The organism is Pseudomonas sp. TH08 (assembly GCF_016651275.1).
Taxonomy (GTDB): Bacteria; Pseudomonadota; Gammaproteobacteria; order Pseudomonadales; family Pseudomonadaceae; genus Aquipseudomonas.
This window is the reverse complement of sequence record NZ_JAEKEE010000002.1, coordinates 121697-136743: the sequence shown is the minus strand read 5'-3', so window position 1 is coordinate 136743 and position 15047 is coordinate 121697. Positions and strand designations below refer to the sequence as shown.

The window sequence follows — 15047 nt, the reverse complement described above, 5'->3', positions numbered from 1 at the left end:
CCATCGACGGACAGGCTCAATCGCCAACGTCGTTGAGTACGCCGGTGACGTCGTTTTTTCGCTACCGCTTGCGCCATCAGCACGGTTCTTTTCGCCCGCGCAGTTTCATGCGCGAACGAGGCACTTTTTCGCCGCCAGACCGTCTTACCTGCACGACTGTTAACCTAATTTTGAGGTGTGAGTGATGAAAGCCTGGATCTGTGTGCCGTTGATGGCCCTGGCATTGGCTGGTTGCGCTGGCAAAACCGCTTATCGTGACAGCTGTGGCACTCAGCTCGACGCCGCGTGGCATGAGCTGGATCTGGCCAAGGCCGAAGGCTTTGCCGGCACCGTCAGTTACTCCAAAGCCCTGTCGTTGTTGACGGCGGCCAAGACCCAGCAGCAATTCGAGGGCTTTGAAGGCTGCAGCAGTAAAGCCGAGAAAGCGCGTTTCTATATTCGCGAATCCCGGGCCGGGCGCTAAGCTGCTGATCTGAAGCAAGGATGCTGGATGTTCGCAGCGCCAGACTCATCCCCCAAGTCATTTGAATCAGGAGCAAGTGATGTCTGCGTTGGTTGACCGCTTGGTGGCTCATGTTCTGAGCATTGAAGTGCGCCTGCTGGCCTGTCAGGCGCGGTTGACGGCGCGCACCGACCCTGAGGCGCTGCACGATTTGCGTACCACGGTGCGGCGCTTGCGCAGTCTGCTGCGGCCGTTGCGCGGCTTGCCCGGTGTCGAGCAACTGGAAGAGGCGGCGTCGGCGGTCGGTCAGTTGACCACGCCGTGGCGCGATCGCGAAGTGCTCGCGGCGTATTTGCTTGAACACCAACAGCCGCAAGCCGCGCAACGGCGTATGGCGCAGATGGCCGAGGCCTATCCGGCGCTGGCAGCGAGTGCCGAAGTGGCTTCGCTGCTGATGATTCTCGACGCTTTTCCACGTTTTCTGCGCGCCTCGCAGCGCCAAGGATTGCTCAATGGCTTGGGTAAACGCATCGAAAAACGTCTCGGCAAACAATGGAAGAAACTCGACCAGGCGTTGCACGATCCCGCCCACGACCGTCATCGCCTGCGCTTGCTGATCAAGCGTGTGCGCTATGGCATCGAAGCCTATCCCGAACTGGATCGGCTGCCGGAAGCAGCGTTGCCACGTTTGAAGTCCGCGCAAGGTGCGTTGGGCGATTGGCACGACTGCTGGCAATGGCTGGCCAGGGCCCAACTGGAAACTGACCTGCTGCCGTGCGTCGCCACTTGGAAAGCGACCATGATCAAGGCTGAAATCAAAGCCGATCGCGTCCTCGAAAAGCTCAGTTCAAGCTGTTTCAAATCCTGAGCACCACACCTCCCTTGTAGGAGCAGAGCTTGCTCGCGAAAGCGGCGTATCAGTCGATGAAGATCTTGTCTGATGGTCCGTCTTCGCGAGCATGCTCTGCTTCGACAAAGGCACGGTGGTGTCTGATCTGTCAGCGCATTTGACCGGAATAGACGCTGCGGCGCTGTGCCTGGCTGGTTAAGATCCCTGCATTCATTTTTGCTTTCTGAGGTTGCCATGCGCTTTTGCGATCTGCTCGATGCCGTCCGCCGCCAACCGCAACTGACCATTCCCGCCGAATGGGGTCAGGGCCGCGCCAGTTTCGGCGGCCTGGTCGCTGCGCTGCAATACGAAGCCATGCGCGCCAAGGTGCCGGCAGATCGTCCGGTGCGTTCGTTGGCGATCACCTTTGTCGGGCCGGTCGAGCCGGAAGTGCCGGTGAGTTTTGAAGTCGATGTGTTGCGCGAAGGCAAAGCCGTCAGCCAGGTGTTGGGCCGTGCGATGCAGAATGGTCAGGTGGTCACGCTGGTGCAAGGCAGCTTTGGCGCCTCGCGGCCCTCGGAAGTCGCCGTTGAAGCCTACCCCGCAGCTGAAATGAAACCTTGGGACGAATGCCAGGAGTTACCTTACATCAAAGGCGTGACCCCGGAATTCATGCGCCATCTGGCAATGCGCTGGAGTGTTGGCGGTATGCCGTTCACCGGTAATCAATCGCGGCTGATGGGCGGCTGGGTGCGTCTGCGCGGTGATGTTCGGGAGGAACCCGTCAGCGAGGCCCATCTGCTCGCACTGGTCGATGCATGGCCACCTGCACTGTTGCCCTATCTGAAGAAGCCCGCACCGGGCAGCACGTTGACCTGGACCATTGAGTTCGTTCAGCCACTACGCGATTTGAGCACGCTGGACTGGTGCCAATACTTGGCAGACATTGAATACGCCGCTGACGGCTACGGACACGTCGCCGCGAAATTGTGGAGCGCGCAAGGGGAACTGATCGCCATGAGTCGCCAGACCGTCACGATCTTTGCCTGAATCAGTGGCGGCGGTGGCGCTCACGCCAGGCGCGCCACCAGCCTCCGCTGAGGATAAAACGCGGAAAGGTCAGAAACTGCTCGACCAGTAAGCGCGATACCGCATCTTTACGATCACTGAACGGCTCGGAGGCTTGCGCCTCCAGGCTGTGGCCGTGGCGCTGCAAACCCAGCGCTGCGACGATACCAATCACGCCGATGGCGACGCTGGCCAGGCTCAGGCTGAATACCCCGGAGACGATCAGCAGAAACGCCACGATGAACAACGGCACCGAAATCAGGTGCAGCACCAGATTGGTCGGATGCTGATGATTACCCGGGTATGCGCGCCATTGCCACGCAGGAAGGTTGGGGTGACGTTTGCCCATGTTGACTACTCCTCGATCCATGTTGAACACATGGTTGAAGAATAGGCCCGGGCAAGGAGGGCGGCGAATCAAGGTTGGCTATTGAAGCGATAGGCGTCATCGCAGGATTTGATGTCGTTTCAAATGCCGCCACCGCGGGCAAGCCCGCTCCCACAGTGATCTCCAGTGAACACCGGTTGTGTGAACACCCATGAAACCTGTGGGAGCGGGCTTGCCCGCGATGAGGCCGTCAGAGTTTCAGCTGCCCAATCGCCTTGCTCAACTCCCCCGCCAACGTCGCCAGTTCATTACTGGTGGTCGCCGAATCGACCGTCTGCTGCACGGTGTTCTCGGTCACATCACGAATACTCACCACCGCCCGATTCATTTCCTCGGCGACCTGGCTCTGCTGCTCTGCCGCGACGGCAATCTGCGTGTTGCTTTCGCGCATCTGCGCCACCGCCCCAGTGATTTCCGCCAGTGCTGCGCCAGCCTCCTGCGCTTGCTGTACGCAGTCGTCGGCCTTGTATGAGCTCTCCTGCATGAAATCCACGGCATCGCGCGTACCGGCCTGCAGCGCTGAAACCATGAGGGTGATTTCATCGGTCGAAGTCTGCACGCGTTTCGCAAGATTGCGCACTTCATCGGCGACCACCGCAAAACCGCGGCCCATTTCACCCGCGCGGGCGGCCTCGATGGCGGCGTTGAGGGCCAGAAGATTGGTCTGCTCGGCAATGCTGTGAATCACATTGACCACGCCGTTGATCTTCTGGCTGTCCTCGGCCAGGCGCTGGATCATCTCGGCGGTCTGCTGCACGCCGCTGGAAAGTCCGGCAATCGAATGCTGCACCCGCGCCACCACTTGCTGGCCGCTGCCGGCGAGGCCATCGGCGGTCTGCGACAGATCGCGGGTGGCGCCCGCGTGTTGGGCGATGTGGTAAACCGTGGCGGTCATTTCGTTGATCGCGGTAGCGGCTTGATCGGTTTCACTCTGCTGGCCGAGCATGCCGTGGCGCACTTCGTTCATGCTCGACGCCAGGCGCGCGGCACCGACGTCCAGTTGCCGCGCGGTGTTGGCAACCGTACTGACCACGCGCTGATAACCGGCCTGCATGGCGTTGAACGCATTGGCCATCTGCCCGACTTCATCTTTGCCGGCCAAAGGGACGCGGGCGGAGAGGTCGCCGCTCTTTTCAACGTGCAGCATCACGTCTTTCAACGTATTGAGCTGGCTGAGCAGAAAACGGATCAGCAACTGCGAAGCGCCGAGCATCGCCAGCATCAGAATGAACACCGCCACTGCGTAATTGGCGAAGCGCTCGCTGAAGACTTGCGTCAGGCTCGGGCCATACGCGATCACGGCGACTTGCTGGTCGTCGGCGCGGCTGAACACTTCGGCCCCCATCAGTGGGTTTTCGCCGAACAGCGGCATGTGGTTGATCTCGTTCCAGCCGTGACTGTCGGTGATTTCCAGCAGCGGTTGATCGTTGAGGCGCGGCGCTTCACCGCGTTTGAACGTCAGCACTTGATCAGTCTTGGGCAACGCCTGCCCGGCCGGCCAGGCCATGAGCAATTGCGCCTGGGCTTGAGCCGAGGCTTTCGAGGCGTGGCTGCGCGCCTGCTGTTCGAGTTGTACGGCGTACAACACCAGCAGCAGGGTGGTGATGAAGGCGACCGCGTTGACCGCCCAGAATTTGTACTTCAGCGAGATATTGCTAAGCCAGGCACCCATGGAGGTTTTCTCTGATAGCGGAAACAGCATTGGCAAGGTGCCAGTATTGTGCCGCTATGCAGGTCTGCAGATCTTGATACGGGTCAATAGACCGCACTGTCCCGCCTTTGTAGGAGTGAGCCTGCTCGCGATAGCGGTGTGTGATTCAACATCAATGCAGACTGACACACCGCCATTGCGAGCAGGCTCACTCCTACATTGGGCTTCGGCTGTGTCAGGAGAGGGCTGGGAGGTTGAAGAATGCGCGGGCACACGCGGTCGTGTGTGCCGCCAGATCTTCCTCGGTTTCACCCCGATGCAGCGCCACTTCACGCAGGACTTCGGTCAGATACGCCGGCTCATTGCGGCCGTTTTTCGGCTTCGGTCGCAGCGTGCGCGGCAACAAGTACGGCGCATCGCTTTCGAGCATCAGGCGTCCACGTCTGATCTCTTTGACCAGCGGATGCAGATGCGTGCCGCGGCGCTCGTCGCAGATCCAGCCAGTGATGCCGATGTGCAGATCCAGATCGAGGTAGCTGAACAGCGCCTTTTGCTCGCCGGTGAAGCAATGCACGACGGCGGCCGGCAATTGATCGCGGAAGTCATTCAGTATTTCCAGCAGGCGCTGACTGGCGTCGCGCTCATGCAGAAACACCGGCATCTGCAGGTCGACGGCCATTGCCAGATGCTCTTCGAGCACCTTTTCCTGTTGCGCACGTGGCGAAAAATCGCGATTGAAATCCAGCCCGCATTCACCCACCGCAACAACGTTGGTTTCCTTCAGCAAGCTGCGCAGGCGCCGAGCGCTGTCAGCGTTCCAGTCACTGGCCGAATGCGGATGAATACCGGCGGTGGCAAACAGTCGCTGTGCGGACTCATCCAGTTGCTGGCAGAGCTCCAGAGCCTGCTCGCTGCCCTCGACGCTGGTGCCGGTCAGCACCAATTGGCAGACCCCGGCGGCATAGGCGCGGTCGAGTACGGCCTGGTGTTTGTCGGCGAAACTTGGGTTGGTCAGGTTGACGCCGATATCGATGAGTTGCATGGTTGCTACCTCGGGCCGAAGGCCGGAAAGCATACCAGAGCTGTAGATTCAGAAGAAAAGCCAAGAACTACAAAGAGTTATAGCTGTCTCTTGATGCCGCGACGCAGCCCGGGTTGGCATAAATGCCATCACTGTGCCAGTCTCTCGCACTTTGCCAGCGCTCCAGGCGCTCTGTTTTCGTCGGTGATTTACGCCGTTCAGCGGTGAAATCGCCCCGTATTCTTTCCGGAGAGTGGATGATTCGTCCCTCGGTTTTGCTGCTGTTGTGTGGATCGTTGCTGCTGCCGATGACGGCAGTTGCGCGCTTGCCCGGGCCGCTGCAAGCGGTGCCGGCCGCCAAGGTTCGCGATCTGTCGGAAATTCGCAGCAGTCGCGTGTTGCGCGTGCTGGTCAACCAGAGCCGCAACAGCTCCGGCGAAGTCCAGGGCCAGGCCATCGGCGTCGAATACCATCGCTTGCGCGCCTTCGAGCAATACCTCAACGGCCACGCCCGCGACGGCCAGGAAGTCACCCTTAAAATCATCCCCAAAGCCAAGGATCAACTGCTCGGTGCCTTGCAGCGTGGCGAAGGTGATCTGGTGGCGCCGGGCGAATTGCTCGAGCTGCAACCGGGGCACGCGGTGGCCAGCAGTGAGCCGATCGCCAGCAACGTGCCGTTGGTGCTGGTCGGCATCAAAGGCGAACGCCGTTACACCAAGGTCGAACAACTGGCCGGCAAAACCCTCGCATTGCCCACCGGCAGCGCGGCGGGGGAGGCGGTCAGTCAGCTCAACCAGAAGCTGGCGCTGCACAAACTGGCGCCGATCAAGATCGAATGGGTTGACCCGACACTGGCGGTCGAAGACGTGCTGGAAATGGTCCAGGGCGGAATCTTCCACCTGACCATCGTCGAGCAACCCATCGCCGAGCGCTGGGGCAAGATCCTGCCGAAACTGCGTTTTGACCGGCAATTGATGATCAGCGAACCGGGCGAGGAATACTGGTTCGTGCGCCGCGATGCGTCGATGTTGCGCGCGAGCATTGATCGCTTCCTGACCGGTTACAAAAAGCCGTCGAACGAAGACGTAGCGTTTTTGCGCATCTATCGTCGTCTCTATCAAGTCCACTATCCATTGGCCAAGGCTGACCGTCAGCGCCTGGAGAAACTGCGCCCGACCCTGCAAAAACATGCTCAGGCGCAAAACATGGACTGGCTGAACCTGGCGGCGCTGGCGTTCAAGGAGTCGGCCCTGCAACCCAATGCGCGTAGCGGCAGTGGCCCGACCGGGTTGATGCAGATCACCCCGTCAGCAGCGCAACGGGTGGGCGTCAACAATATCCAGAATCTTGATGCGAATGTGCAGGCCGGCGCCAAGTACCTGGCGATGATCCGCCGCAAGTTCTTCAGCAGCCCCAAGCTCAACGAGCGCGAGCGTATGGCGTTCACGCTGGCGGCGTACAACATTGGACCGGAGCGGGTTCAGGGCATGCGCGCCGAAGCCCGGCGGCGCGGGCTCAATCCTAATCAGTGGTTCTTCCAGGTCGAGCGCATTGCCATGGAGCAGGTCGGAATGGGGCCGGTCAGCTATGTTAATAGCGTGAACAAGTATTACTTGGCGTTCGACCGGGAGAGGGAGTCGTTGGAGCCCGGTGGGCAGAAAGTCGTCTCACGGAAATGATCTAATAATCTGATTGTTATGGCGGAATATTTGCGCTTTTAACATTTGATTTGCTGATTAATATAGCGGCCAACCAACACACACAACTTCTCGCAAAACAAGGAATGCCCCATGAGCTCTCTGATCAACAAGGTACTGTTCACCCGCGCTGGCTACGGTCTGACTATTCTGCGCATCGCGGTGGGCGTGATCTTCGCGGCCCACGGCTCGCAAAAACTCTTTGGTCTGTTCGGTGGTTATGGTCTGGCCGGTACCGCGCAGTACATGGACAGCCTTGGTCTGCACCCGGGTTACCTCATGGCGATACTGTCTGGCGGTACTGAGTTCTTCGCCGGTCTGGCGCTGATCATCGGCCTGCTGGTTCGCCCGGCGGCATTGGGTTTGACCTTCCTGTCGCTGGTCGCGATCTTTACCGTGCATATCGGCAACGGTCTGTTCATGGCCAACAACGGTTATGAATTCGCTCTGGCCCTGCTCGGCGGCAGCCTTGCAGTACTGATCGAAGGCGCCGGCAAGCTCTCGGTGGATCGCGCCATCGCCGGTTGAGCGCTCTGATTCAAGCAAAAGGCCCGCATTGTGCGGGCCTTTTTTGTTGTGGCTGATTCTTGACACTGTACGGTCACGTTATCTAGCATGTGGTCATGCGCCGATTTAAACAGCTACTTGCGGGGCGCCAGGTGACTCAATCAGTTGCCGTCAGAAGCCGGAACAGGGCTTCGAAATACCGCTAAAGCGCTGGTTCGGTGTTGCCTCTCACCTGCCATGCAGACTTTTGAGGCAGAGACACGACACGATGAATGCACTACGCCCCCCAGCACGTCCCGCGCCGATCACTGCGCATATCACTCAGCGCAACCCGAAAATTCTCCTTGGCGGCAAACATCAGCCAACGCTGTTGCGCTATCTCGATGGCTGGCCACGTCGCAGCGGCGGTCCTGCCGCATTCCTGATCCAGTTCGTTGAAGACGGTGAGTCGCTGGCGCGTTTTGCCAATGACAGCTTTGATCTGGCGGTTATTCAGGCGCCCAGTCAGGAAGATGCCCCGGAAATGATCAAGCAACTGACCCGCGTTGCGCGGCAGGGTTTGATTACCCGCCGCTGACAGGACTCACAGGTACTCGATAGCGACGATGTAAACGAACTGCTCACCCGTTGGCGTCTGGACCCGCACTTCAGCGTCCAGCGCCTTGCCAATCAGGGCGCGGGCCAGTGGTGAGTCGATGCTGATCAAACCCAGCTTCAGATCCAGTTCATCGGGGCCGACGATGCGGTAGCGCGATTGCTTGCCGTCTTCGTCCTCGATGGTCACCCAGGCGCCGAAGTAGACCTTGTTCGGATCACTGGGCTTTTCGCTGACAACCTTTAGCGCTTCCAGGCGTTTGGTGAGAAAACGTACGCGACTGTCGATCTCGCGCAGCATCTTCTTGCCGTAGGTGTACTCGGCGTTTTCCGAGCGATCACCCTGGGCCGCTGCCTCGCTGACCGATTGCGTGACCTGCGGGCGGCGCACATGCCACAGTTCATGGAATTCGGCACGCATCCGCGCTTCACCTTCAGGGGTGATCAGCGCGGTGCCGGCGGTGCGGGGAGGGCGATAACGGCTCATGGCAACTTCTTGTGATTAAGACCGCTGGAGTCTATCAACCCTCGCGCAACACTGTCAGTGGACTTGCGTTGAGTGCCCGGCGCGTACCGAATACGCCCGCACCACCGATCAGCGCCGCGCCAATCAGCGGCAATACCAACAGCCATGGATGCGGATGCCACGGCAGATCAAACGCGTAGCGATAGAGCACCAGGCTCACCACCTCTGAACCAATCGCTGCAAGCAAGCCGCTGACCGCGCCGAGCAAGCCGAACTCGATGCGTCGCGCCTTGATCAGCAACTGCCGTTCCGCACCCAGTGCACGCAACAGCGCGCCCTGGCGAATGCGTTCATCAAGTGTCGCTTGCAGACCTGAGAACAACACCGCCATCCCCGCCGCCAATACAAACAACAGCACATATTCCACGGCCAGGGTGACTTGGGCGAGGATGCTGCGCAGCTGTTCGAGCAGCGCTTCAACCTGCAGGATGGTCACCGCCGGGAATGCGCGTGACAGTTCAACGATCTGCTGGTCGTGACCCGGCGCCAGATAGAAGCTGGTCAGGTAGGTCGCTGGCAGATCCTTCAGGGTGCCGGGCTGGAAGATCATGAAGAAGTTCGGCTGGAAATTGTCCCAGTTGATGTCGCGCAGGCTGGTGACCTTCGCTTCACGATTGACTCCGCCGACGCTGAACACCATGTGATCGCCGAGTTTCAATTTGAGGCTCTCGGCGACTTTGCCTTCGACCGAGACTCCCGGAACGTCGTCTGATGGTTGTTCGCTCCACCATGTGCCGGCAGTCAGTTTGTTCCCGGCTGGCAGATCCGCTGCCCAGGTCAAACTCAGGTCACGCTGAACCGCGCGGTCGCCAGCGGAGTCCTTGCTGACGATTTGTTGTACGGGCTCGCCGTTGATGCTGATCAACCGCCCCGGTACCACCGGATACAGCGGCGCCGCTTGCGCCGACACGTTGACCAGATGATCGGTGAAGGCTTGTTTGTCCGCTGGCAGGATGTTCAGGGCAAAGTAGTTGGGGGCGTTCTTCGGCAACTGGTTCTGCCAGGTGTCGAGGAGTTCGCCTCGCAGCAGCGCGATCAACGCCATCGACAACAGGATCAAACCGAATGCCAACGATTGGCCTGCCGCTGCCAATGGATGACGCAGCAACTGACCCAGTCCCAAACGCCATGGCAATGAAGCACGGGCGAGCATTCGTCGCAGGCTTTTCAGCAGCAACAGGAGCAAGCCGCCGAGCACCAGTGCGGCGACCACGCCACCGCCGAGCAGAGCAAACGTCAGCAGCAGATCGAGACTCAGGCGCCACATGATCAAACCGAGAGCGCCGAGCGCCGCACCGTAAACCATCCAGGTGCTTGACGGGATCGGCAGCATGTCGCGACGCAAAACCCGCAGCGGCGGCACGCGGCCCAACGCCGCCAGTGGCGGCAAAGCGAACCCGGCCAGTGCAACCAGCCCGGTGCCGATCCCGGCGATCGCCGGAAACAGACCGCCGGGTGGAACGTCACTTGGCAGCAAGTCATGCAGCAGGGCGAACAGGCCCAATTGCGCCAGCCAGCCGAGCAAGGCACCGCTGAGGGCGGCGCACAAGCCGAGTACTGTTAGTTGAATGCTGAACAGCAGCATGGTTTCGCGTCGTGACAATCCGAGGCAGCGCAGTAGGGCACTGGCATCGAAACGGCGACTGGCAAAACGGTTCGCCGACAACGCCACCGCCACGCCGGCGAGCAGTACGGCGACCAGGCTGGCCATGTTCAGGTAACGTTCGGCCTTGCCCAGCGCTCCGCCAATCTGCCGGTTGCCGTCGCGGGCATCCTGAATCCGCTGATTCGCCGCCAGCCCCGGTTTGATCAATTGCCGGTAGGTTTCCAGCGCCTGCGGTTCGCCGCGCCACAACTCGCGGTAGCTCACACGGCTGCCGGGCTGTACCACACCGGTTGCGGCAAGGTCGTCGAGGTTGATCATCACCCGTGGCGTCAGGCTGTAGAAGTTGCCGGCGCGATCCGGCTCGTAAGTCAGCACGCGGGCCAGCTTCAACGTCTTCATGCCGACATCGATGCTGTCGCCGATCTTCAGATCGAGCGCCGTCAGCAGGCGCGATTCGACCCAGGCTTCGCCGGGTTGCGGTTCGCCGCCAACTTCTTCAGCCGCAAATGGCGCCGGGGCGCTTTTCAGTTCGCCGCGCAACGGGTAGGCGCGGTCGACGGCTTTGATGCTCGACAACTGAATGCCGTTATCGGTGGCAATGACGCTGGAGAACTCCACCACTTGCGCATGATTCAGGCGCAACTCGGTACCGCTCTTGATCTGCTCCTCGCGGGCAGGTGAACTCCCCTCAAGCACCAGATCGGCGCCGAGAAACTCGGTGGCGCGCAGCATCATCGCGCCGTTCAGACGCGCGCCGAAGTAGCCGATGGCAGTACTTGCTGCCACCGCCACCACCAGGGCGAAAAACAACACACGCAATTCCCCGGCGCGGGCATCGCGCAGCAATTGGCGAATGGCGAGACTGAACAGGCGCAACAGCGGCAAACGTGCCATCAAGGCTCCAGAGGGGCGACCAACAGCCCGGCTTCAAGACGGATCAGGCGCCGGCAGCGATGGGCCAGGCGTTCGTCGTGGGTCACCAGCACCAGGGTGGTGCCGCGTTCCTTGTTCAATTCGAACAGCAAGTCGCTGATGCGCTCGCCGGTGTGGCTGTCGAGGTTGCCCGTGGGCTCATCCGCGAACAGCACGTCGGGCTCGGCGGCAAACGCCCGGGCAATGGCCACACGTTGCTGTTCGCCACCGGAGAGCTGGCGTGGCGAGTGGGTCAGGCGCTGGCCGAGGCCGACCCGTTGCAGAAGCTCGGTCGCTCGTTCGCGCGCATCTTTGCGGCCATCGAGTTCCAACGGCAGCATGACGTTTTCCAGCGCATTGAGGCTGTCGAGCAATTGAAACGATTGAAAGACGAAACCGACATGCTCGGCACGAATGCGTGCGCGCTGGTCTTCATCGAGGTTGCTCAGACCTTGCCCGGCGAGAATGACTTCGCCGCTGCTCGGCAGGTCGAGGCCAGCGAGCAGGCCGAGGAGGGTGGATTTACCGGAACCGGACGCGCCGACGATGGCCAGGCTATCGCCCTTGTTCAGTTCCAGGCTGAGTTCGTGCAGGATAGTCAGTTCACCTTCCGCGCTGGGAACCACTTTGCTGAGGTTCTTCGCGGTGAGAATGCTTGCGCCCATGGAGAATCCGATGCGTGTGTGGTTTTTGAGTGCTGGCCTGGCCTTGATGTGCATGGCCCAGAACGCAGCGGCGGGTACTGTCCTGATCGTTGGGGATAGTATCAGCGCCGGTTTCGGACTGGATACCCGCTTGGGGTGGGTGTCGTTGCTTGAGCAACGGCTCAAACAGGAGGGTTTCGACGATAAAGTGGTCAACGCCTCGATCAGCGGCGACACCAGTGCCGGAGGCCAGGCACGCCTGCCGGCGCTGCTTGCAGAGCATAAGCCTGAGCTGGTGATCCTGGAGCTGGGCGGCAATGATGGCCTGCGCGGAATGCCGCCAAATCAATTGCAACAAAATCTTGCCTCGATGATCGACAGCTCCCGCCAGAGTGGCGCCAAGGTGCTCTTGCTCGGCATGCAATTGCCGCCCAATTATGGCAAGCGCTACACCGATGCTTTTGCCGAGGTCTACGGCAAACTTGCCGATGACAAAAAGATCCCGCTGGTGCCGTTTTTCCTCGACGGCGTGGGCGGTCATCCCGAGCTGATGCAGGCCGATGGTCTGCACCCGGCGGTCGGGGCTCAGGGCAAGTTGCTGGAAAATGTCTGGCCGACGCTAAAACCGCTGTTATGAGGCTTTTCTAAGGGCAGGCTTTCGGCTAATGTGGCGCCCCCTTATTTGGAGCCCCCGATGTCGCGTTCTGCCTGGTCCCTATTTGCCTACCAACTGATCGAGCCTGACGAACAGCTGGATCTGTTCGCCTGCCAGGAAGTGCGGGTGCATCTGGTGACCCGTCAGCTTGAACTCGGTGGCTCGGCCGATCGCACCTTGTGCGGCAGCTTGTTGCCGGCGCAACCACGCTGGTCGAGCGTGGATCGCCGGGTCTTTCAGGATCAGCGCCTGTGTTCGTTGTGCCGGGCGATTCTGGAATCGCAGAAGCGCGGCACCTCGCCGATCTGGCCTGAGCTGCGTTTCGAGCTTTGACGTCGGGCACGACCTATTGTAGCGCGGGAGCTTGTCGAATCGTCGCACCGTCCCGCTCGGCGGCGCAGCCGTCGTGAAAAGCTTAAATACAATTTCATGAATCCCGTGCGGGCCTCCAGCAAGGCCTGCTGCGCAGTCCAGCGGGAGCAAGCTCCCTCGCCACAGGTCTTGTGTCTCCCCGAAATTTCAAAGTGCGGTGTACAATCGCGCTTTTATACCCTTGTTGATCATGCGAAGGATTTTCCGGATGTTGCCGCGCTTTCCTGCCGTCACCCGCTGCCTGTCACTTGCCGCCCTGTGTGTGGCCGGTCCCGTTGCTGCATTGGAGTTTCCCCTGCCACCACCCGGTGAGGACATCATCGGTCAGGTGCAGGTGATCAAAGCCAAGTACGAAGACACCTTCGCCGATCTGGGCACCACCTACGATCTGGGCTATTCGGAAATGGTCGCGGCCAACCCGGGCGTCGATGCCTGGTTGCCGGGCGCCGGTACCGAAATCGTCCTGCCGACGCGTTTCATTCTGCCGCCGGGCCCGCGTGAAGGCATCGTGATCAACCTTGCCGAATATCGCCTCTACTACTTCCCGAAGGGCAAGAACGTGGTGTACACGTTCCCGCTGGGGATTGGTCGTGAGGGTTGGGGGTCGCCAATCGCGCACACCTCGATCACCGCCAAGACGCCAAACCCGACCTGGACGCCTCCAGCGTCGATCAAGGCTGAACACGCCGCTGATGGTGATCCGCTGCCAAACGTCGTGCCGGCCGGCCCCGACAACCCACTGGGCCCGTTCAAGTTCACCCTCGGTACGCCGGGTTACCTGATCCACGGTTCGAACAAGAAGTTCGGCATTGGCATGCGCACCAGCCACGGCTGCTTCCGCATGTTCAACAACAATGTGCTGGAAATGGCCAGCATGGTGCCGGTCGGCACGTCGGTACGGATCCTCAATGACGCCTACAAGTTCGGTCGCAGTGGCGGCAAGGTCTACCTGGAAGCGCACACGCCGATCGACGACAAGGGCAACCCGTCGGTGGTCGACAAACACACGGCGGTGATCAACGCGATGCTCAAGCGTGAAGACGTCACCAGTAACCTGCGCGTGAACTGGGATGTGGTGCGCGATGTGGTTGCGGCCGAAGATGGTCTGCCAACGGAAATCGGCACACCGAATACGTCGGCACCGATTGTTTCGAGTGCGCCGATCGATATGCAGCAATAAGCTGGCGGTGATGACCCCGTCGATGCGTGCAGCGTCGGCGGGTTTTTTATTGCCGGGACAAAAGCATCAGGCACAAAAAAGCCGACCCAGACATCGGATCGGCTTGATAACAATCCCGAAGGATTATTACTTGCGGCTAGCTTTGTCCAGCATGCGCAGAGCACGCTCGTTAGCTTCGTCAGCAGTCTGTTGTGCTTTTTGAGCAGCAGCCAGAGCTTCATCAGCTTTACGGTAAGCTTCGTCTGCACGAGCCTGGGAGCGAGCAGCTGCGTCTTCAGTAGCGGTCAGACGTGCTTCGGTTTCTTTCGATGCGCTGCTGCAACCGGTAGCCAGAACTGCGGCCAGAGCCAGAGCAGAGAATTTCAGAACGTTGTTCATCGTGTTCCCCTTCAAGGACTTTCAATTAAGTAGCTGTCTCCTCACGATTGAGGAAATAGCCGGCGTACATACTACCCATTACTTGTAGTAAGTAAACTGACGTAGCGCAAGAAGCAAAAAAAATTGTAGGCGCTGATTCTTTTTCGAGCAACTTTTAACTGCGCTGTATAAAAAATGCCCAGCTGCAAGCCCCGCGCTGAGCGAGTTAATGAGAAAAAGTTCCCGTTACCACGTGCTGTTTTTGCGGTCTTGGCTAAAGTGTTTCTAGATGGATTCGTCTACACTTTTATTCCGATTTTGCGCGCGACTTCGCTTATCTTTGTCCATGTTGAGGTGACTTTAAAAAAGGTTGCACGTCTTAAGTCTCAACATCCGGCAATGTTCAGGTGAGCGAACCGGGAAGATCTGTTTCCCCGCCACCCCTGCGTCCATCGGAGCAACCCACCGTCAACCCGCTTGATGACGAGCGCACCTTGAGCATTTCTGCCAATGGCGCCTACTATTTATCAGGTGCTCGGTTGCGCGAGATCGGTGTGGCTCTTCTCGGTGTCCATCAGGCACGGGGTGGCGTAGATGT

16 protein-coding genes are annotated in these 15047 nt (G+C 59.9%); 9 read left to right on the top strand and 7 right to left on the bottom strand.

Annotated features, from left to right (window positions below):
* The first annotated feature begins 184 nt into the window (after positions 1-184).
* From JFT91_RS10260 to JFT91_RS10250, 3 genes are all read left to right on the top strand, one after another.
* On the top strand, positions 185-463 hold the full coding sequence (locus JFT91_RS10260) for a hypothetical protein (protein WP_201230890.1): 279 nt from the start codon (positions 185-187) through the stop codon (positions 461-463).
* A 79-nt stretch (positions 464-542) separates the two neighbouring features.
* Positions 543-1310, top strand: coding sequence for a CHAD domain-containing protein (locus tag JFT91_RS10255; RefSeq protein WP_201205547.1), 768 nt, complete (start codon positions 543-545; stop codon positions 1308-1310).
* A gap of 216 nt (positions 1311-1526) precedes the next feature.
* Complete coding sequence (locus JFT91_RS10250) at positions 1527-2321, top strand: acyl-CoA thioesterase (protein WP_201230887.1); 795 nt, start codon at positions 1527-1529, stop codon at positions 2319-2321.
* A 1-nt stretch (position 2322) separates the two neighbouring features.
* Here the strand turns inward: JFT91_RS10250 and JFT91_RS10245 are convergent, their stop codons facing one another.
* The 3 genes from JFT91_RS10245 to JFT91_RS10235 all read right to left on the bottom strand — a co-directional run bounded on the left by JFT91_RS10245 (position 2323) and on the right by JFT91_RS10235 (position 5420).
* The gene (locus JFT91_RS10245; protein WP_201232322.1) at positions 2323-2688 is read right to left on the bottom strand and encodes a DUF962 domain-containing protein; all 366 of its coding nucleotides are present in this window, start codon (positions 2686-2688) and stop codon (positions 2323-2325) included.
* A 229-nt stretch (positions 2689-2917) separates the two neighbouring features.
* Positions 2918-4399 carry a methyl-accepting chemotaxis protein gene (locus JFT91_RS10240; protein ID WP_201232321.1) on the bottom strand — a complete coding sequence of 494 codons (1482 nt, stop codon included), beginning with the start codon at positions 4397-4399 and terminating at the stop codon, positions 2918-2920.
* A gap of 214 nt (positions 4400-4613) precedes the next feature.
* Positions 4614-5420: a TatD family hydrolase gene (locus JFT91_RS10235; RefSeq protein ID WP_201232320.1), complete on the bottom strand. Its 807-nt coding sequence runs from the start codon at positions 5418-5420 to the stop codon at positions 4614-4616.
* A 236-nt stretch (positions 5421-5656) separates the two neighbouring features.
* On the opposite strand from JFT91_RS10235, the gene JFT91_RS10230 reads away from it, so the two are divergent.
* The 3 genes from JFT91_RS10230 to JFT91_RS10220 all read left to right on the top strand — a co-directional run bounded on the left by JFT91_RS10230 (position 5657) and on the right by JFT91_RS10220 (position 8180).
* Positions 5657-7078, top strand: a complete 1422-nt coding sequence (locus tag JFT91_RS10230; protein WP_201232319.1) for an MltF family protein — start codon at positions 5657-5659, stop codon at positions 7076-7078.
* 111 nt (positions 7079-7189) lie between these two features.
* Positions 7190-7624, top strand: coding sequence for a DoxX family protein (locus JFT91_RS10225; RefSeq protein ID WP_201230871.1), 435 nt, complete (start codon positions 7190-7192; stop codon positions 7622-7624).
* Between the two features lie 247 nt (positions 7625-7871).
* Positions 7872-8180: a class I SAM-dependent methyltransferase gene (locus JFT91_RS10220; RefSeq protein ID WP_201230833.1), complete on the top strand. Its 309-nt coding sequence runs from the start codon at positions 7872-7874 to the stop codon at positions 8178-8180.
* Positions 8181-8186: 6 nt separating this feature from the next.
* On the opposite strand, the gene greB is transcribed toward JFT91_RS10220, so the two are convergent.
* The 3 genes from greB to JFT91_RS10205 are packed head-to-tail and all read right to left on the bottom strand — an operon-like array spanning position 8187 to position 11906.
* On the bottom strand, positions 8187-8684 hold the full coding sequence (gene greB, locus JFT91_RS10215; protein ID WP_008079921.1) for a transcription elongation factor GreB: 498 nt from the start codon (positions 8682-8684) through the stop codon (positions 8187-8189).
* A 34-nt stretch (positions 8685-8718) separates the two neighbouring features.
* Complete coding sequence (locus tag JFT91_RS10210) at positions 8719-11223, bottom strand: ABC transporter permease (RefSeq protein WP_201232318.1); 2505 nt, start codon at positions 11221-11223, stop codon at positions 8719-8721.
* Positions 11223-11906 (bottom strand): ABC transporter ATP-binding protein, encoded by a 684-nt coding sequence (locus JFT91_RS10205; protein ID WP_007908572.1) that lies wholly within the window; start codon positions 11904-11906, stop codon positions 11223-11225. Before JFT91_RS10205 ends, JFT91_RS10210 begins: the two co-directional genes overlap by 1 nt.
* A 10-nt stretch (positions 11907-11916) precedes the next feature.
* On the opposite strand from JFT91_RS10205, the gene JFT91_RS10200 reads away from it, so the two are divergent.
* The 3 genes from JFT91_RS10200 to JFT91_RS10190 all read left to right on the top strand — a co-directional run bounded on the left by JFT91_RS10200 (position 11917) and on the right by JFT91_RS10190 (position 14092).
* Positions 11917-12522, top strand: a complete 606-nt coding sequence (locus JFT91_RS10200) for an arylesterase (RefSeq protein ID WP_201232317.1) — start codon at positions 11917-11919, stop codon at positions 12520-12522.
* Positions 12523-12579: 57 nt separating this feature from the next.
* The gene (locus JFT91_RS10195) at positions 12580-12873 is read left to right on the top strand and encodes a hypothetical protein (RefSeq protein ID WP_007908575.1); all 294 of its coding nucleotides are present in this window, start codon (positions 12580-12582) and stop codon (positions 12871-12873) included.
* 247 nt (positions 12874-13120) lie between these two features.
* Positions 13121-14092: a L,D-transpeptidase family protein gene (locus JFT91_RS10190; RefSeq protein WP_201230827.1), complete on the top strand. Its 972-nt coding sequence runs from the start codon at positions 13121-13123 to the stop codon at positions 14090-14092.
* A gap of 126 nt (positions 14093-14218) precedes the next feature.
* Here the strand turns inward: JFT91_RS10190 and oprI are convergent, their stop codons facing one another.
* The gene (oprI, locus tag JFT91_RS10185) at positions 14219-14470 is read right to left on the bottom strand and encodes an outer membrane lipoprotein OprI (protein ID WP_003199355.1); all 252 of its coding nucleotides are present in this window, start codon (positions 14468-14470) and stop codon (positions 14219-14221) included.
* Between the last annotated feature and the right edge of the window lie 577 nt (positions 14471-15047).